This window comes from Microbacterium sp. GXF0217 (assembly GCF_054798195.1).
This window is the reverse complement of sequence record NZ_JBSJZG010000001.1, coordinates 147,857-170,780: the sequence shown is the minus strand read 5'-3', so window position 1 is coordinate 170,780 and position 22,924 is coordinate 147,857. Positions and strand designations below refer to the sequence as shown.

Genomic DNA, 22,924 nt, shown 5'->3' with positions numbered 1-22,924 from the left:
TGCGAGCACCGGGGCTCATCCGGACCGCCCTGGGGACGGTTCAGCTCGCGCACCAAGGGTCCACTTTACCGGATGGCGGACGATGTGGCAAAGCGAGCGGATGCCGTGTCGCACGAGTCGAGCCCGGACATAGGATCGCGAGGTGACCGTACTCGTCGACGACCCGATCTGGCCTGCACACGGTCGGCTCTGGGCGCACCTGGTGAGCGACGCCGCGCTGGCCGAGCTGCATGATTTCGCAGCGCTCAACGGCGTACCGGCGCGCGCGTTCGACCTGGATCACTACGACGTGCCGGAGGAGATGATCCCCCGGCTCGTCGCAGCAGGCGCCACCCACGTGGGCGGCAAAGAGCTCACCAGGCGTCTGATCGCGTCAGGACTGCGCATCCCCGCCCGCGACCGGCGCGGCAGCCGCTGACCCGGAGTCGGCGTTCACAGACACCGGAGTGCCGGTGAGGGCCGCCGTGGTCACACGACGACGGTTGCGTCCCTGACCGGGCGCCTTGGGCTCGGGGAGAGCGTCCAGCACCGAGTCGAGCAGCACATCGGTCTCGGTGCGCGGTGCCTTGGCGCGCTCAGAGCGCTTCTTGCGGGTCTTCTTGGGCCGCTCGGCCGGGGCGGGCGCCTCGACGATGACCTCGGCATCCGGAGTCTCGGACGGGACGGCACGCGTGGAAGCCGCGATCTGCGCGAGCGCCGACTTCGCACCCTCGGGGATGCTGTGCGTCGCGCCTGCCGCTGCCGGAGCGCTCTGCTGTCCCCCGCCGCGCTGACGGCGGTTCGACGGGGTCCCGCCGCTGCTGTTCGAGCGATGCTTGACGACCGGGTCGTGGTGCACGATGACGCCGCGGCCGGCGCAGACCTCGCACGGTTCGCTGAAGGTCTCCAGCAGACCGAGGCCCAGCTTCTTGCGGGTCATCTGCACGAGACCGAGCGAGGTGACCTCGGCGACCTGATGCTTCGTACGGTCGCGGCTGAGGCACTCCACCAGACGGCGCAGCACGAGATCCCGGTTGGACTCGAGGACCATGTCGATGAAGTCGACGACGATGATGCCGCCGATGTCGCGCAGACGCAGCTGGCGGACGATCTCCTCCGCGGCCTCGAGATTGTTCTTCGTGACAGTCTCTTCAAGGTTGCCGCCGGAGCCGACGAACTTCCCGGTGTTGACGTCGACGACGGTCATCGCCTCGGTGCGGTCGATCACGAGCGAGCCACCGGAGGGCAGCCAGACCTTGCGGTCCAGCGCCTTCTCGATCTGCTCGGTCACGCGGAACGCGTCGAACGGATCGGACTCGTCCTCGTAGGCCTCGACGCGCTCGAGGAGGTCGGGGGCGACGCTCTCGAGGTAGGCGCGGATCGTGCGCTGCGCCTCTTCACCCTGGATGAGCATCTTCGTGAAGTCCTCGTTGAAGACGTCGCGGACGATCTTGACGAGCAGGTCGGGCTCGGCGTGCAGCAGCGCGGGCGCCTGCTGGCTCTCGACCTGCTTGCGGATGTGCTCCCACTGGTTGGTGAGACGCTGCACGTCGCGCGTCAGCTGGTCCTCGGTGGCGCCCTCGGCAGCCGTGCGGACGATGACGCCGCTCGACTCGGGGAGCACCTCCTTGAGGATGCGCTTGAGGCGGGCGCGCTCGTTGTCGGGGAGCTTGCGCGAGATGCCGTTCATCGAACCGTTCGGCACGTACACCAGGTAGCGGCCGGGGAGCGAGATCTGGCTGGTCAGACGGGCGCCCTTGTGGCCGACCGGGTCCTTCGTGACCTGGACGAGCACGCGGTCGCCCGGCTTGAGCGCGAGCTCGATACGGCGCGGCTGGTTGCCCGTCTCGACGCCGTCCCAGTCGACTTCACCCGAGTACAGCACGGCGTTGCGCCCGCGTCCGATGTCGACGAACGCCGCCTCCATGCTGGGCAGGACGTTCTGGACACGGCCGAGGTACACGTTGCCGATGAGCGAAGCGTCCTGGTTGCGGGCCACGTAGTGCTCGACGAGCACCTTGTCCTCGATGACCGCGATCTGCGTGCGACCGTTCTTGGAGCGGACGATCATGTTGCGGTCGACGGATTCGCGGCGTGCGAGGAACTCGGCCTCGGTGACGACGGGGCGACGACGTCCGGCATCGCGGCCGTCGCGACGGCGCTGCTTCTTGGCCTCGAGACGCGTGGATCCCTTGATCGCCTTCGGCTCGGTGATGTACTCGACGACGCGCTGACGCTGACGCGGCTCCGAGCGCTGCTCGTCTTCGCCCTCAGCGCTGCCGCCGCGCCGGCGACGACCGCGGCGCGCGGACGAACCGGGCTCTTCCGCGTCCTGATCTCGGTCACGATCACGATCGCGATCGCGATCGCGGCCAGGGCGCGCCGGGAGCGGAGCGACCTCTGGTGCGTAGAAGTGCAGCTGCGTCGAGACGCGCGAGACGAACGTCTCCGGGATCAGCCCGAGGCTCACCGCCGTGATCGGCTCCGGCGTGGCCACGGGCTCTGCTTCGGGCTCCGTGGGCGCGGCGTTCGTGGGCTCGGCGACCGCGGCGGGGGCGTCGGACGGCGCGGCGGGTGCGTCGGACGGCTCGGCGGGAGCGTCTGCCGGAGCGGAAGCCTCTGCGGGAGCATCGACCGGCTCAGCGGCCGGCTGCTCGGAGGGCTCCGTCGCTGCCTCGGCATCGGCCGTCACGGACTCGTCGCTCGACTCGATCTCGGGCTCCGCCGATGCGGGCTCCGCCTCGGCGGGCTCGGGCGCGCCTTCCTCGACATCCGCAACGGATCCGTCCGCGACGTCTGCGGCCGGCGCATCCTCGATCCGGCCGTCGGCCGGTTCACGAGTCTGCTGCGTCGCGTCTAGCGCGAGCTCTGCATTCTCATCGTGGGTCGGCGTGTTGTTGTCATTGTTGTCATCGGCCATCTCTGGCGTACTCCCTGCACGGGCACTGTGTGCTCCGCGAAATCTCATGCGGCACGGGCCGCGAACTCACTCGGCATGCGATCGGCTCTTGTGCTCTGATCGCGTGGGGCGTGTGCCCCCAAGTCTTCGTCGATGCCTGTCTGCAGCGGCGCCGCGAGAAGCATCACAGGTCATTATCGCATCATGCGCGGGATATCGCGGCATCCGACGCATCGATTGTCCCGGCCGCCTCACGCGCGACCCATAGCAATCGCTGAGATACTGACGATATGACGGAGCAGCGCCCCCGCGACATCGGGTACGGAATCTGGTTGATCATCGCCAGCGTGATCGGGTGGTGGGCCGCATTCCAGCTCACGGTCGAGAAGTTCATCCTGCTCGAGAACCCCGGTGACCCGCTCGCCTGCGACATCAGCCCGTTCCTGCAGTGCAGCACGAATCTCGGCTCCTGGCAGGGTGCCGTGTTCGGATTCCCGAACCCGCTTCTCGGCCTGACCGGATGGATGGCGCCGCTCGTCGTCGGCGTCGCGATGATCGCCGGAGCGCGCTTCCCGCGCTGGTTCTGGGCCTTGTTCGGCGCCGGCATCACCTTCGCCTTCGGGTTCGTGTGCTGGCTGATCGGGCAAACGGTCTTCGAGCTCTTCGTCCTGTGCCCCTGGTGCCTGGTCACGTGGGCCGTCACGATCCCCACGTTCATCGCGACGATGGTGCATCTGCTGCGCAACGGCACGTTCAGTCGATCCGAGAAGGCCATGGCGCTCGGCCGGAAGCTCATGGCGTGGGTGCCGCTGGCCTCGATCGTCGGCTTGGCCTTCGTGATCTTCCTGCTCCAGGTGAACCACATGGACTTCCTCGGCGCTCTCGCCGACCTCTGGTTCTGACGCACCGGACGACGAAGGCCGCTCCCCTGCAGGGAGCGGCCTTCGTCGTTCGAGCGGTATCAGAACCAGATGCCGAGCTCGCGTGCGGCGGATTCGGGGCTGTCCGAGCCGTGCACGAGGTTCTGCTGAACCTTGAGACCCCAGTCGCGGCCGAAGTCGCCGCGGATCGTGCCCGGCGCGGCCGTGGTCGGGTCGGTCGTGCCGGCGAGCGAGCGGAATCCCTCGATCACACGGTTGCCCGCGAGGCGGATCGCGACGGACGGACCGGAGAGCATGAACTCCAGCAGCGGCTCGTAGAACGGCTTGCCCTCGTGCTCGGCGTAGTGCTCGGCGAGCAGGTCGCGGTCGGGCTCGACGAGACGGATGTCGACGAGCGCGTATCCCTTGGCCTCGATGCGCGCGAGGATCGCGCCCGTGAGTCCGCGAGCGACACCGTCCGGCTTGACGAGGACGAGGGTTTCTTCGGTGGCCATGTCATTCACTCTCTGTCGAAGAATCGGTTTCGGGCTGCGTCGGACGTCGTGCATCCACGCGAGCCCCCATGATCGTCGCATACGTCCACATGCCACCGAAAACCAGCACGACCATGAGCATCGCGGGCACGAGGAACGCGGACAGCGCGACGATCACCTGAACGACCCATCCCGCTGAGATCGCCCACGGCTTGGTGATGAGTCCGGCGATCGCGATGCACGCCAGTGCCACGACCGCGCCGCCGACGATCGCCCACCAGTCGGCGACGCCGTCCGGCAGGACGCGGAGTCCGAAGATCGTGAGGCCGCCGAGGAACACCACGATGGCCTCGAATCCCAGCACGATCGGCGCGAGCTTCTGCACAAGCGTGCGCTGCGCGCGCGGCCGGCCGTGCGCCGGCTGGGCTTCGCTCATGCGCGCCACCCTGATTTCCAGTCATCGTCCTCGGCGAGGGCGATGGCCTCACCGGCGAGGACCACGGACCCGGCGATCACGACGGCGCGACGTTCGGACGACGCCGCCCACTCCCGCGCGGCGTCCGCGGCCTCCGCGAGCGATGGATGCACGGTGGCGCGATACCCTGCCTGCTCGACGAGATCGGCGATCGCGTCGGCGTCGCTCGCGCGGTCGGACTCCGGGGCAGTGGCGAACACGTGCGCGGCGGTCGGGGCGAGCACCGAGACGATGCCGGCGGCATCCTTGTCGGACAGGATGCCGAGCACCAGCCCCCACTCGTCGAAGTCGAAGCTGTCGTCCAGCGCCTGAGCGAGCGCCTGCGCGCCGTGCGGGTTGTGCGCGGCATCCACGATCACGGTCGGTGCGATGCCGAGCAGCTGCAGGCGGCCGGGCGACGTCGCGCCCTGCAGCCCGTCGGTGATGATGTCGCCGGCGATCGGCTGAGAGCCGCCTCCGATCAGCGACTCGACGGCCGCGACCGCGAGCGCGGCGTTGTGGCCCTGGTGGGCACCGTACAGCGGGAGGTACTCCTCGACGTACTGACCGGCGATACCGCGGATCGTGAGCAGCTGCCCGCCGACGGCGAGTTTCTGCTCGGCAAGACCGAAGTCGGCCCCTTCGAAGGCGATCGTTGCGTTCTTCTCCGCGGCCACGCGGCGCAGCACCGCTGCGGCCTCGTCCGGCTGCTGCGCGGAGACGACGGCAGCGCCGTCCTTGATGATGCCGGCCTTCACCCCGGCGATCTCCGCGATCGTGTCGCCGAGACGGTCGGCGTGATCGATGTCGATCGGCGCGAAGACTGCGACATCGCCATCGGCGGTGTTGGTGGAATCCCACGCGCCGCCCATGCCGACCTCGAGCACCAGGACGTCGACCGGAGCATCCGCTGCCGCCACGAAGGCCAGCACGGTGAGCAACTCGAAGAAGGTCAGCGCCGCGTCTCCCGCCGCCTCGAGCTCCGCGTCGACGATGCCGACGAAGGGCTCGATCTCGTCCCAGGCATCCGCGATCGCCCCGTCGTCGATCGGCTCGCCGTCGATCATGATGCGCTCGGTGAAGCGCTCCAGGTGCGGGCTCGTGAACAGGCCGGTGCGCAGGCCGTGCGCCCGCAGCAGGCTCTCGATCATGCGCGCGGTCGAGGTCTTGCCGTTCGTTCCGGTGATGTGCACGACGCGGTACGTGCGCTGCGGGTCGTCCAGCAGGGTGAGGATGCGCTCGGTGCGCTCCTTGCGGGGCTGGACCCAGCGCTCCCCCGCGCGGGAGAGGAGCGCCTCGTAGACGGCGTCCGCTCGGCTGCGATCATCCATGCTCAGGCTCCGATCCGGGTGACGGCGATCGTGAATGCGCCGCGGTTGGCGTACGTTCCAGCGGCGACTTCCGCCTCGAACTCGGGTTGCCCGGCCTGCTCGCCGTCCTCGAGGAGGACGGCGCCGGCCGATCGTACGCTGTACGACAGCGCGAGGGTCTCGCCTGCCACCTCCGCGGTCTCGAATGCCGCGGCGACGGCTGCGGCATCCTGATCGTCCTGGAACGTCAGGGCGAGCCGGATGCGATCGCTCACGTCGAAGTCGGCGTTCTTGCGCGTCTCCTGCACGGCGCGGATGACATCGCGCGCCAGCCCTTCGGCTTCGAGCTCCGATGTCGTGGCGGTGTCGAGCAGGACGAACCCGCCGGTCGGGACGATCGCGAGCGCCTCCCCTTCCGGTCGACCGGTGGTCTCGAGTGCGAGCTCGTACTCGTGCGGCTCGAGTGCGATGCCGTCCGCGGTCACGACTCCGGCCTCCTCGGTCCAGAACCCGTCCTTCGCCGCACGGATCACCCGCTGCACCTCCTTGCCGAGGCGCGGACCGGCGGCGCGCGCGTTGACGCTCAGCCGGTGGCTGATGCCGTACTCCGCGGCAGCGGTGTCCGTGAGCGGCACGAGCTCGACGGTCTTGACGTTGAGCTCCTCGCGGAGGATGTCCTCGAACTGTCCGAGCGAATCGGCGAGAGGCGACACGACGGTCAGGCGCGCGAGCGGCAGGCGCACCCGCAGCTTCTCCTTCTTGCGGAGGGCGTTGCCGACGCTGGACAGCTCGCGCACGGCATCCATCGCGTCGCGGATCTCGTCCGCGGCGGGGAATGCCGAGGCATCCGGCCAGTCCTGAAGGTGGACGCTGCGTCCGCCCGTGAGTCCCTGCCAGACGCGCTCGCTGATCAGCGGGACCAGCGGGGCCGCGACGCGGCACAGCGTCTCGAGCACCGTATAGAGCGTATCGAACGCCTCGCGGCTCTTCGGGTCGCTCGTGACGCCGGTCCAGAACCGATCACGCGAGCGCCGGATGTACCAGTTCGTGAGCGTCTCGGCGAAGTCGCGCAGGCGCCCGGCAGCGGTCGTGGAATCGAGTCCTTCGAGGTCGACCTGGACCTCGCGCACGAGATCGCCCAGACGCGCGAGGACATAGCGGTCCAGTACATCCGTCGAATCGGTGCGCCAGGATGCTTCGTACCCGTCACCCGACGCGTTCGCATACGTCGCGAAGAAGTACCACGAGTTCCACAGCGGGAGCAGGAACTCGCGGACTCCCGAACGGATGCCCTCCTCGGTCACGGCCAGGTTTCCGCCGCGGAGCACGGAACTGGACATGAGGAACCAGCGCATGGCATCCGAGCCGTCGCGATCGAGCACCTCGGACACGTCGGGATAGTTGCGCAGGGACTTCGACATCTTGTATCCGTCGCTGCCGAGCACGATGCCGTGGCAGCTCACCCCCGTGAACGCCGGACGATCGAACAGGGCGGTCGAGAGCACGTGCATGACGTAGAACCAGCCGCGCGTCTGCCCGATGTACTCGACGATGAAGTCCGCCGGCGCGTGTGCGTCGAACCATTCCTGGTTCTCGAAGGGGTAGTGCACCTGCGCGTACGGCATCGAACCGGAGTCGAACCACACGTCGAAGACGTCCTCGATGCGGCGCATCGTGCTCCGGCCCGTTGGGTCGTCGGGGTTCGGGCGGGTGAGGTCGTCGATGTACGGGCGGTGCAGGTCGATCTCGCCCTCGGGGTTGCGCGGCAGCGCGCCGAAGTCGCGCTCGAGTTCCTCCAGCGAACCGTAGGCATCGACGCGCGGGTACTCCGGGTCGTCGCTCTTCCAGATCGGGATCGGCGAGCCCCAGTACCGATTGCGGCTGATCGACCAGTCGCGCGCGCCCTCGAGCCACTTGCCGAACTGACCGTGCTTGACGTTCTCGGGCACCCAGGTGATCTGCTCGTTGTTCGCGAGCATGTCGTCCTTGATGTCCGTGACGCGGATGAACCAGCTCGATACGGCTTTGTAGATCAGAGGGTTGCGGCAGCGCCAGCAGTGCGGGTACGAGTGCTCGTAGCTCTGCAACCGGATGAGCTTGCCCTGCTCGCGCACCAGGCGGACCAGCGGCGTGTTGGCGTCCATCCAGAGTTCGCCGGCGACGTCGGTGACGTTCGGGAGGAAGCGCCCTCCGTCATCGAGGGACAGGATCGTCGGGATGCCGGCGGCGGTCGTGACGCGCTGGTCGTCCTCGCCGTAGGCGGGTGCCTGGTGGACGACGCCGGTGCCGTCCGAGGTCGTGACGTAGTCATCGACGAGGATGCGCCAGGCGTTCTCGGTGCCGTATGTCGCGGCATCCGTGTAGTACTCGAAGAGCGGCTCGTAGCTCACGCCGGACAGCTCCGCGCCCGTGACGGTGCGCTCGACGGCGTCGGATGCGGCGGCGGCGTCCTCATAGCCGAGATCCTTCGCGTAGCCCGCGAGCAGATCCACGGCGAGCAGGTACCGGCCGGTGCTGCCATCCGCCGCGCCGTCGGGACCCGCCGGGAGCACCGCGTAGGAGATCGACGGCCCCACGGCGAGCGCCATGTTGGTCGGAAGGGTCCAGGGGGTCGTCGTCCAGGCGAGGACGCGAACGCCGTCGAGGCCCTTCGCCACGGCATCCGGCCCTGTCAGCGGGAAGGCGACCGTGACGGACGGGTCCTGACGCATCTGGTACACGTCGTCGTCCATGCGCAGCTCATGAGCGCTCAGCGGCGTCTCGTCGCGCCAGCAGTACGGCAGGACCCGGTAGCCCTCGTAGGCGAGGCCCTTGTCGTACAGCGTCTTGAACGCCCAGAGCACGCTCTCCATGTAGCCGAGGTCGAGCGTTTTGTATCCGCGGTCGAAGTCCACCCAGCGCGCCTGGCGGGTGACGTAGTCCTGCCACTCGCGCGTGTACGCCAGCACCGAGTTCTTCGCCTTCGCGTTGAAGACGTCGATGCCCATGTCCTCGATCTCGCTCTTCTCGGTGATGCCGAGCTGCTTCATCGCCTCGAGCTCGGCGGGAAGACCGTGCGTGTCCCAGCCGAAGACGCGGTCGACCTTCTTGCCGAGCATCGTCTGGAAGCGCGGGAAGAGGTCCTTCGCGTATCCGGTGAGGAGGTGCCCGTAGTGCGGCAGGCCGTTGGCGAACGGCGGTCCGTCGTAGAACACCCACTCCTCGGCGCCCTCGCGCTGCTCGATGGACGCGCGGAAGGTGTCGTCCGCCGTCCAGAACTCGAGGATCTCCTGCTCGATGGCCGGGAAGCGCGGGCTGGGCGTGACGGGTGCCTGCCCTGAGCTCGTCGAAGGGTCGGCGGCGGGACCGAAGGCGGAGGGGCGTGGATAGGTCATCGTGACTCGCAGTGTTCGTCGTGGCGGATGCTGCTGCGAGGACGATCCCGTCGTGCGAAGGACCGCGGTACCACCCCGCGTGCTCCGCCTCACGGCGGGGCCACTCTCACTGCGGCGATGACGGGCCTGCCCCGCTCGGTTCTAGTGACTTCTGCTTGCGAAGCGTTCTTCCGAGAGCTCCCCGGTGATGGCCGGATCAGTGCTTTGGGTCCATTCTACGCGGCCCCGGTGCATACGCGCGCGTCGATCGCCTGCACTTCGCTCGAAGATCGCGCGTTCGTCGGAGAGAAATGGTCGATCAGGTCCGACTGGCATGTTCTCCGACGCACGCGCGGCGGGATCACCCCTCGCGGTGGTAGCCGTGCAGGTGCTCCTGCACGCCGTTGATCCAGATCTCGTCGCCACCGTCGGGATCCGGGATGCGAATGGTCCGCGCGAACGCCTCGTCGACGACGGATGCGTCGAATCCGGCATCCCGCAGCCGCGCGGCGAGAGCATCCAGGTCGCCGCGTGCCTCGAAGCCCAGGCCGTTGCGGGCAGCTCCCGTATGGAGTCCGACGGTCCCGCCTTCCGCGCGCAGCTCGACCCACCCGCCCCGGTCCGCCGCGAGGCCGGCGCGAAGGCCGAGCGCCTCGAGGATCGCGCGCGGCTCGGCGAGATCCTCCTGGAACCAGATCGGCTGGACAGCGCTGTCTCCCGCAGCTCCTGTCGCCTGCTCGACCGCCTCAGGGCAGGAGCACGTCACGGCGGCTCCGGACTCCGACCGCACCGTGAGCATCTCGCCGACGCCGTCCATCCTGTCCCTTCTTGCACGCCCTCCGATCGCAAGTGTCGGCGGCGCCCCATACGCTCGACGCATGGCACGCTCCCGCGAATCCCCCGCCGCTCCGCGCGTCTCGCCTCCGGACCTCCCCGATCTGCTGACGCCGGCGGAGCCCGCTCGGCGCGCGGATCTGCTCGCATCGCGACTCGCTCTGATCGACGACGTGGACCTGGCGCACGCGACCCTCGAGCAGTGCGTCGTGACCGCCGACGCGGACACGATCGATATGACGGGTGCGGATGTGATGGATGTCGATATCACCGGCATTCGCGCCGCATCGTTCACGCTTCGAAATGCCGGGATCCGTCGGGTGCGGATCTCGTCAGGACGCATCGGCACGCTCGATCTCAGCACCACGCGGATCGCCGAACTGGAGTTGCGGGATCTGCACATCGACTACCTCACGCTCGGAGCCGCGAAGGCGATCGACGTCCTCATCGCCGACTGCACGATCCGCGCGCTCGACGTGCCCCAGGCGCAGCTGACGCGTGTGCGCTTCGTCGACTGCCGGAGCGATGAGGTCGATCCGCGGGGTCTGCGTGCCAACGACGTGGATCTTCGCGGCCTCGACGCATCGGCGTTCATCGACACCAACAGTCTGCGCGGCGTGACCTTGACGACGTTCCAGGTGCAGCAGCTCGCACCGGTCCTCGCCGCAGGCGTCGGCATCGAGGTGCGCGACTGACCGTGCGCTTCGCTTCGGGTGGCGCCCCCGCATCCCGCAGTGGATTCTTCATCCTGCAGTGCGAGTTCGCGCCCGGAACTCCTGCAGGATCGCGAATCCCCTGCAGGATGCGGGGCTCACACGACAGCCAGGCCCGCGAGCATCACCTCGCGGCCGCGAGCAGCTCCTGCGTGAACGGATGCTGCGGCGCGGCGAAGACCTCCGCGACTCTCCCCTGCTCGACGACCGCACCGTCCTTCATCACCAGCACGTCGTCCGCGACAGCGGCCACGACGTCGAGGTCATGAGAGATGAACAGCATCGTGAGGCCGCGATCGCGCTGCAGGCGCAGCAGAAGCGCGAGAACGCGCTCCCTGACCGTCGGATCGAGCGCGGACACCGGTTCGTCGAGCACGAGCACATCCGGATCGGCGGCCAGCGCCCGCGCGATCGCCGCGCGCTGGCGTTGCCCTCCCGACAGAGCCGCAGGGCGGCGGGCGGCCAGCTCCGGGTCGAGGTCCACCTCGGTCAGCAACCGGGCGATATGCGCGGCCCGCTCGCCGCGTGGCACTCCGGCCGCTTCGAGCGCCTCCCTGAGCGACCGCCCGATGCTCCACCGCGGATCGAAGGCCCCGAGCGGGTTCTGATGCACGTATTGAACGCGGTGTGCTCCGTACCACGTGAGCGATCCGGCATCCGCGTGCTCGACGCCGATGATCATGCGGGCGAGCGTCGTCTTCCCCGAGCCGGACTCTCCGACGATGCCGAGCGTGCGACCTCGCGGCACCGCGAACGACGCGTTCGACACGGCCGGGATCCCATCGAACGCCTTCGACAGTGCCGTGGCCATCAGCAACGGCTCCTCGCTCCCGTCCGGAACCGGTCGCGGTTCGTGCCGTGTCGCCGCCACCAGCGCCTTCGTGTACTCCTCACGCGGGGCGTCGAGGATCTGCGCGGTGTCGCCCTCTTCCACGACCCGGCCGCCCCGCATCACCACGACGCGATCCGCCACACGGCGCACTGCCGCGAGGTCATGACTGATGAACAGCACGGCGGTTCCCGAGTCCGCGATCTCACGGAGCAGATCGAGCACACGAGCCTGCACCGTCGCATCCAGGGCAGTGGTGGGTTCATCGGCGACGAGGACGGCCGGTGATCCGGCGAGCGCGGAGGCGATCAGCGCCCGCTGCCGCAGCCCGCCGGAGAGCTCGTGCGGGTACTGCCTGGCGCGGCGGTCCGCATCCGGCATCCACACGCGTCCCAGCAGACCGAGCACGCGCGACCGCAGCGGGTCACCGCGCAGACCGCGTTCGTGCAGGCGCAGCGGCTCGGCGATCTCGGAGCCGATCCGCTGCAGCGGATCGAGCGATACCAGGGCGTCCTGCGAGACGAGCGCGATCCTGTCTCCGCGCAGCCGGCGCCAGGAGCGTTCGCCCAGACCACGCGCATCGAATCCGGCGACGTCCAGCTTCTCCGCCTGCACACGCGCCTCAGCGGGTGTCAGCCCCAGCATGGCCCGCGCCGTGAGGGTCTTGCCCGCTCCGGACTCGCCGACGACAGCGACGCATCTCCCCGGCTCCACAGCGAAGGAGACGCCGTCGACGACGACACGTCCGTCGAACGCGATCCGCAGCCCCCGCACCTCCAGTGCCGTCATGCCCGCCGCCCTTCCGCACTCGCCCGCAGAACCCGGCCGACGACGGTCACCGCCATCACCGTGACCGTGATGGCGATCCCGGGGAAGACCGATACCCACCAGGCCTGACCGAGCACGTTGCGCCCACCGGCGAGCATCAGCCCCCACTCCGGGGTCGGCTCCGTCGGCCCGAGTCCCAGAAAACTCAGTCCTGCTGCGGCGAGGATGCTGGAGCCCACCCCGATCGTCGCGAGAACGCTGAGGGAGCCGAGCGCAGCCGGCAGCACGTGCCGCGTGAACGCCCGCACGCGAGGCACCCCGAGGATGCGGGCGGCCTCGACGTGCTCGGCGAGACGAAGCGTCCGCGTCTGCACCCTGGCGAGCCGCACGTACACCGGAATCGCGGCGAGGGTCACCGCGATCGCGACGTTCACGGGCCCCGGACCGAGGATCGCCACGACGACGAGTGCGACGAGGAACTCTGGGAAGGCCATCAGCACGTCGTTCACGCGCATGAATCCCGCGTCGATGACGCGCGGCGACGATCCGGACAGGGCACCGATGAGGAGTCCGACGCCGAGCGCGATCGCGGTGGCCAGCAGACCGACCCCGACCGACCGCGCCGTCCCGTGGACGACCCGCGCGTACACGTCGCGGCCGCTCTGGTCCGTGCCGAAGAGGTGCTCGGCGCTCGGCGGCAGCAGCGTCGAACGCACATCGACCTGGAGCGGATCGTGGCCGGCCAGCAACCAGGGCGCGACGGCGGCGAGCGCGATCACGACGAGCACGGCGACAGCGCTCGCCAGCAGCACGGCGCGTGCGGCCCTCATCGCCTGCTCCTCGCCGGACGCAGTCGCGGATCGAGGACCGGATGCAGCAGTTCGACGATGAGGCTGACGATCACGAAGACGAGAGCGCTGAGCAGGATCACTCCGGTGATCACCGGGAGATCGCGGTCGGTGATGGCCGCCAGCGTCACGCGTCCCACGCCGGGGCGCGCGAACACCGTCTCGACCAGCACCGCGCCGCCGAGGAGCGAACCGGTGAGGTACGCGGCGAGCGTGAGGGCACCGGCGGCACCGTGCCGGAGGCTGTGCCGGAGGGTGAGCCACGTGGGACCAGCCCCGCGGGCGCGCACGGTGTCGGCGAACGGCTGACGTTCGGCCGTCGATATGCCGTCGCGCAGCACCTGTCCGAGCAGCGCTGCCACGGGAAAAGCGAGCGTGATCGCGGGCAGCACGAGCGTCGCGGGATTGCGGGAGCCGGTGACCGGGAACCAGCCGAGCCCGAACGCGAACACGCTGAGCAGCACGATGCCGATCCAGAACACCGGGGACGACAGGATCACCAGCTCGATGCCGGTCGCGATCGCGCCCGCGACGCGGCCCCTGGCGAGCAGGGCGACCGCGAGTGCGAGGACCACAGCGATGACCAGCGCCGCCGCCGACAGCTGCAGCGTCGCGCCGAGCTGTCGGCCGATCACCTCCGACACCGGCATCCGCAGCTGGTACGACTCCCCCAGGTCGCCGCGCACGAGCCCGCCCAGGTAGGTCAGGTACTGCTCGAACGGCGGTCGATCCAGCCCCAGTTCCGCACGGATCGTGTCCTTGACGCTCTCGCTCACCTGCGCCTGAGGCCCGAGCATCACCGACACCGGGTCGCCTGGGATCACCCGGAACGCGAGGAAGGCGAGCGTCGCTGCGCCCCAGAGCACGAGGACAGCGGATGCCGCGATCCCCGCGATCCGGATCACGAGCGGAGTCCGCTCCGCCTTCTCACTCAACGAGCGCGCCGGGTCAGTCGACCGTTGTGCCGTAGAACAGCGGTCGACCGTACAGGTCGTACTCGAGACCGTGCACGGTGTCGTTCACCGCCGTGATCAGCGACGGACTGTACAGCGGGACGATGGCGGTGTACTCGGCGTTCCACTGCTGCAGCTGCTGGTACGCCTCCGTGCGGGCATCCTGGTCCGTCGTGGCGACGCCCTGTTCGAGGAGCGCATCGATCTCGGCATCCGACACCTGAGAGGCGTTCTGGAATCCGTCCGTGTGCAGGTGGCTGCGCAGCAGATCGGGGTCGACACCCGAGAAGCCCCAGTCCGTGAGATCGAACGTCTTCGGACCGTACTGCTCGTTGTACGCACCGGGTTCGAGCACCTCGCGCTGCACCTCGAAGCCGATCTCCGCCAGATCCGACTGGATCGCATTGCCCAGCGCCGCCCTGTCGTCGGGCACAGGGGTCCAGGCGATCCAGCGCACCGAGAGGCGCTGGCCGTCCTGCATGCGGATGCCATCGCTGTCGCGGTCGGTCCAGCCGGCCTCGTCCAGGAGACGGTTCGCCTCGTCCTGATCGAACGGCCAGCTGCCCTCGAGCGAGGCATCGTACGTCGGCGTCGTCGAACCGAGGATGCTCCATGCGCGCGGGAACTGTCCGAAGAAGATCTCCTCGACCGCGGAGTCGATGTCGATGCCGCGAGCGAACGCCTGTCGCACCTTCTCGTCCGCGAACACGCCGTACTTCTCATTGAGGTACAGCGAGTACGGCAGCCCCGGGTACTCGAGCGACTCGACCGTCAGAGTGTCCGGCAGACCGGCGGCGATGTTCGGCGGAAGCTGGCTCGCGAGATCCGCCTCCCCGCTCTCGACGACGCCGGCGCGCACGGATGCCTCGGGCAGGATCGAGACGCGCAGGGTCTCGAACTGCGCGGTACCGGCATCATCCGGCCCCCACGCGTAGTCCTCGTTCCGCGTGTACACGATCTCCTGATCAGGCGTGTAGTCGGTCAGCTCGAACGGCCCGGTGCCGACTGTGATGCCCGGCCCACCCGCTTTGAACTGGTCGGCGGAGGATTCGAGCACCGCGGGCGAGTAGAACCCGAGCAGCGGCGTGCTCGCCGCCTGCAGGAACGGCGCGTACGGCTGGCTGAAGTTCACCTGCACCTCGTAGTCTCCGAGCACTTCGGTGCCGGCGTACCACTCGCCGCCGAGCATGCTCGCGGCCTGGGCGGACGCGGTCTCAGGATCCGCGATGCGGTCGAAGTTCGCCTTCACGGCCGCGGCGTCGAACGGCTCGCCGTCGTGGAAGGTCACGTCGTCGCGGAGCTGGAACGTGTAGCTGGTGGCGTCATCCGACACCGTCCACTCCGAGGCCAGCCACGGCGTGAACGAGCCGTCCGCTTCTTGGAACACGAGCGAATCGAACACCACGCGCTGCACCATGCTCGCCACATCGAGCTGGCTGGTCTGCGGGTCCATGTGCCCGGCCGAGAGGTTGGCACCCTCAATCGCCCAGACCACTTCGCAGCCATCATCCGCGGAGCCGCCGCCCGGTGCGGCGCACGCACTCAATGCCAGGGCTGTTGCGGCTGCGAGTGCGGCGAGTGGCAGGATTCGACGGGTGAGAGCGGCAGGCATGCGGATCCTCAGAACGAGCGAAGGGGGACATATCAGTCTACGTCCGATTCTTGGACCGGGTCGATCTACGCCGTCGGCGCGCTCTGCGAGCAATCGGTAGACTGTCTGCACCACCCCACACTCAGGCACGCATACACCGTGCCGTATACATCGCTCGAGGAGACCTCCTATGTCCGTGATTCCCGACAAGCCCGCACTCGAAGGCCTCGAAGCGAAATGGGACGGCGTCTGGTCCGACCAGGGCACCTATCTGTTCGACCGTCTGCGCGCTGCAGAACTCGGCCGACAGGGCGTCTACTCGATCGACACTCCCCCGCCGACGGCATCCGGCTCGCTGCACATCGGACACGTGTTCTCGTACACCCACACCGATGTGAAGGCCCGCTACGAGCGCATGCGCGGCAAGGCCGTGTTCTACCCGATCGGATGGGATGACAACGGCCTGCCCACCGAACGGCGCGTGCAGAACTACTACGGCGTGCGGTGCGACCCGACGCTGCCGTACGACGCCGCGTTCGTCCCGCCGTTCCAGGGCGACGCGAAGAGCCTCAAGGCCGCCGACCAGATGCCCGTGAGCCGACGCAACTTCATCGAACTGTGCGAGAAGCTCACGGTCGAGGACGAGAAGCAGTTCGAGGATGTCTTCCGCCAGATGGGACTGAGCGTCGACTGGACCCAGACCTACCGCACCATCTCGGACGAGACGATCCGCCAGAGCCAGCTCGGCTTCCTGCGCAACGTCGACCGCGGCGAGGCCTATCAGGCGCTCGCGCCGACGCTGTGGGATGTGGACTTCCGCTCGGCGATCGCGCAGGCCGAGCTCGAGGACCGCGAGCAGCCCGCCGCCTTCCACCGCCTCGCGTTCCACAAGAGCGACGGCAGCGGCGACATCGAGATCGAGACCACGCGACCCGAGCTGCTCGCCGCCTGTGTCGCACTCGTGGCGCACCCCGATGACGAGCGCTACCAGCCGCACTTCGGCAAGACGGTGCGCACTCCGATCTTCGACGTCGAGGTCCCCGTCATGCCGCATCACCTCGCGCAGCAGGACAAGGGCTCCGGCATCGCGATGGTCTGCACCTTCGGCGACGTGACCGACATCATCTGGTGGCGCGAGCTGGATCTGCCCAACCGGACGATCCTCGGCCAGGACGGCCGCGTGATCGCCGAGGCGCCGGATGCGATCGCCTCCGCGGCCGGCAGGACCGCATACGCCGAACTGGCCGGCAAGACCGTGTTCAGCGCGCGCAAGCGGATCGTCGAACTCCTCGAGGCGTCCGGCGAACTGCTCAATGTCTCCAAGCCGTTCAACCACGCCGTGAAGTTCTTCGAGAAGGGCGACCGGCCGCTCGAGATCGTGTCGACGCGTCAGTGGTACATCCGCAATGGCGCCAGGGATGCCGAGCTCCGCGACCAGCTCATCGCCAATGGCCGCGAACTGGCCTGGCACCCCGACTTCATGCGCGTGCGCTACGAGAACTGGGTCGGCGGGCTCACCGGCGACTGGCTGATCTCGCGCCAGCGCTTCTTCGGCGTCCCGCTGCCGGTCTGGTACGGGCTCGATGAGAACGGCGACCGCGATCACGATCGCGTGATCTTCCCCGATGCCGCGGCGCTGCCGATCGATCCGACCTCCGATGTCCCTGACGGCTACACCGCCGAACAGCGCGGCGTGCCCGGTGGCTTCGAAGCCGAGACCGACATCCTCGACACCTGGGCGACGTCGTCGCTCACTCCGCAGTTGGCGGGCGGCTGGCAGCGCGACGAGGAGCTGTGGAACCTGGTCGCGCCGTTCGATGTGCGCCCGCAGGCGCAGGACATCATCCGCACCTGGCTGTTCTCGACCATGCTGCGCTCGACGCTCGAGGACGGCCGCTCGCCGTGGGCGCACGCCTCGATCTCGGGCTTCATCGTCGACCCCGACCGCAAGAAGATGTCCAAGTCCAAGGGCAACGTCGTCACGCCGGCCGACATCCTGGACAAGCACGGATCGGATGCCGTCCGCTACTGGGCCGCGTCCAGCCGCCTCGGTGTGGATGCCGCGTTCGATCCGCAGAACCCGACGCAGATGAAGATCGGCCGCCGCCTGGCGATCAAGATCCTCAACGCCGCGAAGTTCGTGCTCGGTTTCCCGGTTCCCGAAGGCGCCACCGTGACGCACGACCTCGACGCGTCGATGCTCGCCGCGCTCGACGATGTGGTCCGCGAGGCCACGAAGGCGTTCGACGCTTTCGACCACGCGCGGGCTCTGGAGCTCACGGAATCGTTCTTCTGGACGTTCTGCGACGATTACCTCGAGCTCGTCAAGGAACGCGCATACAACCAGTCAGACGTGGGCCAGCCCTCCGCCGCGCTCGCGCTGCGGATCGCACTGTCGACGCTGCTGCGTCTGCTGGCGCCGGTGGTCTCGTTCGCGACCGAAGAGGCGTGGAGCTGGTTCGAGGAGGGCTCGATCCACACAGCGGCATGGCCCGAGGCTCGGGATGCCGGTGGCGACCCCGCTGTTCTCGCAGCGGCCAGCGCGGCCCTCATCGGCATCCGTCGCGCGAAGACCGAGGCTAAGGCGTCCCAGAAGACCCCGGTCGCCCGTGCAGTCGTCGCCGCTCCCGCTGCGACGATCAGCGCGCTGCGCGCCGCCGCCGGAGACCTTCAGGCGGTCGGCCGTATCGCGGAGCTGTCGCTCGTGGAGGGCGAGGAGCTCGCCGTCACGGAGATCGAGCTGGCGCCGGTGGAGGAGAGCTGATGCAGCTGGGTACGCGCTGGGCAGCCAAGACTGAGCCGCCGGCGTCGGTCCCGGCGTCCCTGCGCCCCGGCATCGCCGCGGTCGAGGCGGATGGCCACACGGGATCGTGGACGCTGACCTGGCTCGAGGGCCGTCCGATCGCCGAGCTGGATGCCGGATGGGAAGTGCTCGCCACTGCATCCGGTGAGGTCGTCGTGCGGCCGTTCCAGGACTGACGCCGACCAGTACTGCGAAAACCCCCTGTCGCTGATGCGGCAGGGGGTTGTCGCGTCCGGCGGTCAGCGTCGCGGCAGTCCCAGCTGCGCGAGCATGTGGTCGACGGCCCTCGGGTCCTGCCGCCTGGCCTGCTGCTCACGCAGGAGGTCGAGGGCGAGTGCGCGCTTGCGAGCACGACGCTGGATGCGGTGCTGCACGAAGGCGGTGAGGAGTTCGGCAAGCCCCAGCAGCCTCTGTTCGGTCTGCGTGGGAGCGATGAGATGGATGGTCGCGCTGGTCATGATCTCTCCGTGTTCTCGTCTGCGTCATCGGACAGCACCGGGCCCGATTCCGGAAGGTCGAAGAGCTCGGTGCGCATGGACACCCGGCGCACATCCGGTCCGGTCTGCCCTCGGTAGCGGTCCACGGCCGCGTCCACCACCGCCATGAGCTCGGCCTTGAGATCCTCCATCTGTCCCGGCGTCATCTCGAGCATCGTCGTGGCAATCAGGCCGGTGTCCTCCCAGCCCACCGGCACGTCCGAGGTCGACCGATTCACCCACGCCATCAAGGTCTCGTGGCGCAGTCGGAAGAATTCGGAGGAGACGATCTGCGCTGCGGCGCGATTGGCCGGCGACATCGCATCGTTCGGCCCCGGGATGTCGATGCGCCCCTGCGGAAGCTCCCACCAGCGCTCACGCGCAGTCCCCCGACCCTCGACCTCCCTGATGAGGTCATGCGCGGAAAGCGTGCGCAGGTGGTAGCTGGTCGATCCGGAGGTCTCCCCCAGCATCGTCGCGAGCGAACTCGCCGTCTGCGGACCGTGGGCGCTCAGCAGATCGAAGATCCGCACCCGGAGGGGATGCGCGAGCGCCTTGAGGGCCCCTGGATCCAGTCGTCGCATTGCTTCGTCGTTCGCCATGCATGCAAATATACATTTGCAAAGGTATCTTTGCAAGGGTTTCTTTGCATGAAGTTGCCTTCCCACCACGCGTAGGCTCGATCCATGACCGACGACGCCAATCCGCTGCTCCTGCCGTCCACGCTCCCCTACGCGCTGCCGGACTACGCCGCCATCCGCCCAAAGCACTATCTACCGGCATTCCGGGCCGCGTTCGCCGAGCATCTGACGGAGATCCGGCGCATCACGGCATCCGAGGCCGAACCGACCTTCCAGAACACGATGCTGCCGCTGGAGCAGGCGGGCGGGATGCTGGAGAGCGTCGCGCACGCCTTCTACACCGTGAGCTCAGCCGATGCGACGACGGAGATCCAAGCGATCGACGAGGAGCTCGCGCCGCTCATGGCCGCGCATCAGGACGCCATCGGGCTGGACGCCGCGCTCTATGCGCGCATCGCGCGCCTCCATGAGAATCTCGACGAGCAGGGGCTCATCGGTGAGGACCGCTACCTTGTCGAGCGGCACTATCGCGAGATGACGCACGCGGGTGCGGCGCTCGACGATGAGGCGAAGACGCGCCTGACGGCACTGAACCAGAAGCTGTCCACGCTGACGAACACCTTCGAGAAGAATCTGCTCGCGGACACCAATGAACTGGCGGTGCTCTTCGCCGATGAGGGCGAACTCGACGGGCTGTCGACGGGCGAGCTCTCCGCCGCATCCCTTGCCGCTGTCGAGCGAGGTCTGGAGGGATGCCTCGTCACGCTGCCGCTCTTCACCGGCCACCCGTACCTCGCCTCGCTGACGAACCGCCACAGCCGTCGTCGCATCATGGAGGCGTCGCGCTCGCGCGGTTCCCGCGGGAACGCCAACGACAACCGCGCCGTGCTGACCGAGATCGTCCGCCTGCGCGCCGAGCGCGCGGCGCTGCTCGGCCACGATTCGCACGCGGCCTACGTGACCTCGGATGAGACCGCGGGGACCCCGGAGGCCGTGTCCGACCTGCTGCACCGCCTCGCCGTGCCGGCAGCCGCGAACGCCCGCCGCGAGGAGGCCGCGCTGCAGCGGATCATCGACGAGACCGAGGACGAGCCGTTCGCTCTCGAGGCGCACGACTGGGCGTTCTACACCGAGAAAGTGCGCTCCGCCGAGTACGACATCGACACCGCGGCGCTCCGCGCGTGGTTCGAGGCGGAGCGCGTCCTGACGGACGGCGTATTCTTCGCGGCCACTCAGCTCTACGGGGTCACGTTCGCCGAGCGTTCGGATCTCGTCGCCTACCACCCGGGCGCGCGGGTGTTCGAGGTGTCGAATGTGGATGGCGCACCCCTCGGGCTGTACATCCTCGACCTCTACACGCGCGATTCCAAGCGCGGAGGCGCATGGATGAACCCCATCGTGAGCCAGTCCCGGCTTCGGGGTACGGCGCCGGTGGTCGTCAACAACCTCAACGTCGCGCGGCCGGCGGCCGGAGAGCCGACACTGCTGACGCTCGACGAGGTCACCACCCTGTTCCATGAGTTCGGGCACGCACTGCACGGACTGTTCGCCACCGTCACGTACCCGCATTTCGCGGGAACGAACGTGTTCCGCGACTTCGTCGAATTCCCGAGCCAGGTCAACGAGATGTGGATTCTGTGGAACGAGGTCCTGGAGAACTACGCCCGCCATCACAAGACGGGTGAGCCCTTGGACGCCGGGGTCGTCGAACGGCTGAAGGCGACCGAGACATTCGATCAAGGGCACTCGACCAGCGAGTATCTCGCGGCCGCCTGGCTCGACCAGGCCTGGCATCGGCTCGGCGCGTCGGATGCCGTCGACGATGTGTCGGGTTTCGAAGCGGGCGCCTTGGCCGAGATCGGTTTGGACAACCCCGCCGTTCCGACGCGCTACTCGTCGACGTACTTCGCCCATGTGTTCTCGGGCGGTTACAGCGCCGGATACTACTCGTACATCTGGAGCGAGGTGCTGGATGCGGACACCGTGGAATGGTTCCGGGAGAACGGCGGCCTGACGCGAGAGAACGGCGATCGGTTCCGTTCGCGGCTGCTCGGCGTCGGCGGATCCGAGGATCCGCTCGAGGCGTATCGCGACTTCCGCGGGAGGGATGCCGAGATCGCGCCGCTGCTGAAGCGCCGCGGGCTCGAGGGATGAGCGCGGCCGCGGGTCGTCCAGCGCCTTGCGCTCATCATCGGTGCCGAAATGCGCGTGCGTCACGAGGATTCCCGCGACCTGCTCCGGATGCTCAGCCGCGATGAGATCACTGACGTTGGCCGATATGTCCTCGCCGTAGAACAGATACGTCTGGGGGCCGAGAACATCCGTCATCAGCTCGTGCATCATGTCCGCCATGACCTGTCCGGTCATCGTGCCGTCGTACGGCCGCGTCCGTCGACGCTCAGTAGCCGAGTTCGGGCTGCGGCGGGATCGGCTGCGGGATGACGAGCGAACCGTCGAGCAGCTCGCGGTCGCCGAGGGGCTCGGAGAGTTCGACGGTGAAGGATGTCGGCGGATTGCTCTGGCAGTTGAACGCTCCCTGCTGCGCTCGGACGCCGACGCGGATGATGACGGCGTCGGTCGTTTCCTCGAGCGACAGGAGGTCGATCCGCCCCTCGGCGTCCTGTCCGCTGTTGCACTCCCGCTCGGTGACCAGCAGCGCGACGCTCGTGCTGTCGGCGGCCGGCTCCGCGGACGGATCCAGTGCGACATTGGCCGAGGTCAACGGCGAGGGGTCGAGCGCGAGCGCGCACGATGCGCTGCTGGTCAGCATCCAGCCCGGCTCGCCGGTAGCAGGAACCTCGTCCATCCGATCGAAGATGACGACGTCGTACTCGCCTTCCACCTCGAGAGGATGCAGCAGCGTGACGCTGTCATCCTGCTGCACGGCGACGATCCACGAGGAGAGGTCGTCGGTCATGGCGCCGTCACCCGCATCATCGACCGCCACGGCAGTGCCCTCGACATCCTCTTCCGGCAGCTGATCCGCTGTCATTCCGTCGGCGTACGTCTCCGGATCGACGAAGCGGCCGTTGCACTCGTAGGCGTCCGCATCCGACGTCGTCGAGGTCGGAGCCGTGGCGCCCGAGCATCCGGCCAACAGCGCAACCGACAGCACCGCCGTGCCGAGCACGAACCATCGCTTCTGCGTCGTCGTCATACCCTCGAGTGTCGCCGGTGGG

General features: G+C 68.4%; 19 protein-coding genes. 6 read left to right on the top strand and 13 right to left on the bottom strand.

Features of this window, described 5'->3' with window-relative positions; all coding sequences use genetic code 11:
- Positions 1–142: 142 nt before the first annotated feature.
- Positions 143–418: a DUF4031 domain-containing protein gene (locus ACWAT3_RS00845; protein WP_460795096.1), complete on the top strand. Its 276-nt coding sequence runs from the start codon at positions 143–145 to the stop codon at positions 416–418.
- Here ACWAT3_RS00845 and ACWAT3_RS00840 read toward each other — a convergent pair.
- Positions 374–2,899 carry an Rne/Rng family ribonuclease gene (locus tag ACWAT3_RS00840; RefSeq protein WP_460795094.1) on the bottom strand — a complete coding sequence of 842 codons (2,526 nt, stop codon included), beginning with the start codon at positions 2,897–2,899 and terminating at the stop codon, positions 374–376. The genes ACWAT3_RS00845 and ACWAT3_RS00840 overlap by 45 nt on opposite strands.
- A 269-nt stretch (positions 2,900–3,168) precedes the next feature.
- Between ACWAT3_RS00840 and ACWAT3_RS00835 the strand changes: the two genes are divergently transcribed.
- On the top strand, positions 3,169–3,780 hold the full coding sequence (locus ACWAT3_RS00835; protein ID WP_460795092.1) for a vitamin K epoxide reductase family protein: 612 nt from the start codon (positions 3,169–3,171) through the stop codon (positions 3,778–3,780).
- A 59-nt stretch (positions 3,781–3,839) separates the two neighbouring features.
- Here the strand turns inward: ACWAT3_RS00835 and ndk are convergent, their stop codons facing one another.
- From ndk to ACWAT3_RS00810, 5 genes are all read right to left on the bottom strand, one after another.
- Complete coding sequence (gene ndk / locus ACWAT3_RS00830; RefSeq protein WP_460795090.1) at positions 3,840–4,253, bottom strand: nucleoside-diphosphate kinase; 414 nt, start codon at positions 4,251–4,253, stop codon at positions 3,840–3,842.
- 1 nt (position 4,254) lies between these two features.
- Positions 4,255–4,668 (bottom strand): DUF4233 domain-containing protein, encoded by a 414-nt coding sequence (locus tag ACWAT3_RS00825; RefSeq protein ID WP_460795088.1) that lies wholly within the window; start codon positions 4,666–4,668, stop codon positions 4,255–4,257.
- Complete coding sequence (locus tag ACWAT3_RS00820) at positions 4,665–6,017, bottom strand: bifunctional folylpolyglutamate synthase/dihydrofolate synthase (RefSeq protein WP_460795086.1); 1,353 nt, start codon at positions 6,015–6,017, stop codon at positions 4,665–4,667. Before ACWAT3_RS00820 ends, ACWAT3_RS00825 begins: the two co-directional genes overlap by 4 nt.
- A gap of 2 nt (positions 6,018–6,019) precedes the next feature.
- Complete coding sequence (ileS, locus tag ACWAT3_RS00815) at positions 6,020–9,370, bottom strand: isoleucine--tRNA ligase (RefSeq protein WP_460795084.1); 3,351 nt, start codon at positions 9,368–9,370, stop codon at positions 6,020–6,022.
- 340 nt (positions 9,371–9,710) lie between these two features.
- Complete coding sequence (locus ACWAT3_RS00810; RefSeq protein ID WP_460795082.1) at positions 9,711–10,166, bottom strand: VOC family protein; 456 nt, start codon at positions 10,164–10,166, stop codon at positions 9,711–9,713.
- A gap of 61 nt (positions 10,167–10,227) precedes the next feature.
- Between ACWAT3_RS00810 and ACWAT3_RS00805 the strand changes: the two genes are divergently transcribed.
- Positions 10,228–10,878, top strand: coding sequence for a pentapeptide repeat-containing protein (locus ACWAT3_RS00805; RefSeq protein WP_460795080.1), 651 nt, complete (start codon positions 10,228–10,230; stop codon positions 10,876–10,878).
- A 142-nt stretch (positions 10,879–11,020) separates the two neighbouring features.
- Here ACWAT3_RS00805 and ACWAT3_RS00800 read toward each other — a convergent pair whose 3' ends face one another.
- Genes ACWAT3_RS00800 through ACWAT3_RS00785 form a run of 4 tightly spaced genes read right to left on the bottom strand, consistent with a single transcriptional unit; the run spans position 11,021 to position 15,906 of the window.
- Entirely contained in the window at positions 11,021–12,514 is a 1,494-nt protein-coding gene (locus ACWAT3_RS00800; protein ID WP_460795078.1) for an ATP-binding cassette domain-containing protein, read from the bottom strand.
- Positions 12,511–13,323, bottom strand: coding sequence for an ABC transporter permease (locus tag ACWAT3_RS00795; protein ID WP_460795076.1), 813 nt, complete (start codon positions 13,321–13,323; stop codon positions 12,511–12,513). The genes ACWAT3_RS00800 and ACWAT3_RS00795 overlap by 4 nt, the downstream gene beginning before the upstream one ends.
- The gene (locus tag ACWAT3_RS00790; RefSeq protein ID WP_460795074.1) at positions 13,320–14,276 is read right to left on the bottom strand and encodes an ABC transporter permease; all 957 of its coding nucleotides are present in this window, start codon (positions 14,274–14,276) and stop codon (positions 13,320–13,322) included. Before ACWAT3_RS00790 ends, ACWAT3_RS00795 begins: the two co-directional genes overlap by 4 nt.
- 13 nt (positions 14,277–14,289) lie before the next feature.
- Entirely contained in the window at positions 14,290–15,906 is a 1,617-nt protein-coding gene (locus ACWAT3_RS00785; protein WP_460795073.1) for an ABC transporter substrate-binding protein, read from the bottom strand.
- Between the two features lie 169 nt (positions 15,907–16,075).
- Here ACWAT3_RS00785 and valS point away from each other — a divergent pair, with 169 nt between their 5' ends.
- A complete protein-coding gene (gene valS / locus ACWAT3_RS00780) occupies positions 16,076–18,649 on the top strand; it encodes a valine--tRNA ligase (protein ID WP_460795071.1) in 2,574 nt (857 codons plus the stop codon).
- Positions 18,649–18,864 (top strand): hypothetical protein, encoded by a 216-nt coding sequence (locus ACWAT3_RS00775; RefSeq protein WP_460795069.1) that lies wholly within the window; start codon positions 18,649–18,651, stop codon positions 18,862–18,864. Before valS ends, ACWAT3_RS00775 begins: the two co-directional genes overlap by 1 nt.
- Positions 18,865–18,927: 63 nt before the next feature.
- Here the strand turns inward: ACWAT3_RS00775 and ACWAT3_RS00770 are convergent, their stop codons facing one another.
- A complete protein-coding gene (locus tag ACWAT3_RS00770) occupies positions 18,928–19,146 on the bottom strand; it encodes a hypothetical protein (protein ID WP_460795068.1) in 219 nt (72 codons plus the stop codon).
- Complete coding sequence (locus ACWAT3_RS00765; protein ID WP_460795066.1) at positions 19,143–19,766, bottom strand: ArsR/SmtB family transcription factor; 624 nt, start codon at positions 19,764–19,766, stop codon at positions 19,143–19,145. The genes ACWAT3_RS00770 and ACWAT3_RS00765 overlap by 4 nt, the downstream gene beginning before the upstream one ends.
- A gap of 84 nt (positions 19,767–19,850) precedes the next feature.
- Between ACWAT3_RS00765 and ACWAT3_RS00760 the strand changes: the two genes are divergently transcribed.
- Positions 19,851–21,899: a M3 family metallopeptidase gene (locus ACWAT3_RS00760; protein ID WP_460795064.1), complete on the top strand. Its 2,049-nt coding sequence runs from the start codon at positions 19,851–19,853 to the stop codon at positions 21,897–21,899.
- A gap of 244 nt (positions 21,900–22,143) precedes the next feature.
- Here ACWAT3_RS00760 and ACWAT3_RS00755 read toward each other — a convergent pair whose 3' ends face one another.
- Positions 22,144–22,902, bottom strand: a complete 759-nt coding sequence (locus ACWAT3_RS00755) for a hypothetical protein (protein WP_460795062.1) — start codon at positions 22,900–22,902, stop codon at positions 22,144–22,146.
- Positions 22,903–22,924: the final 22 nt, after the last annotated feature.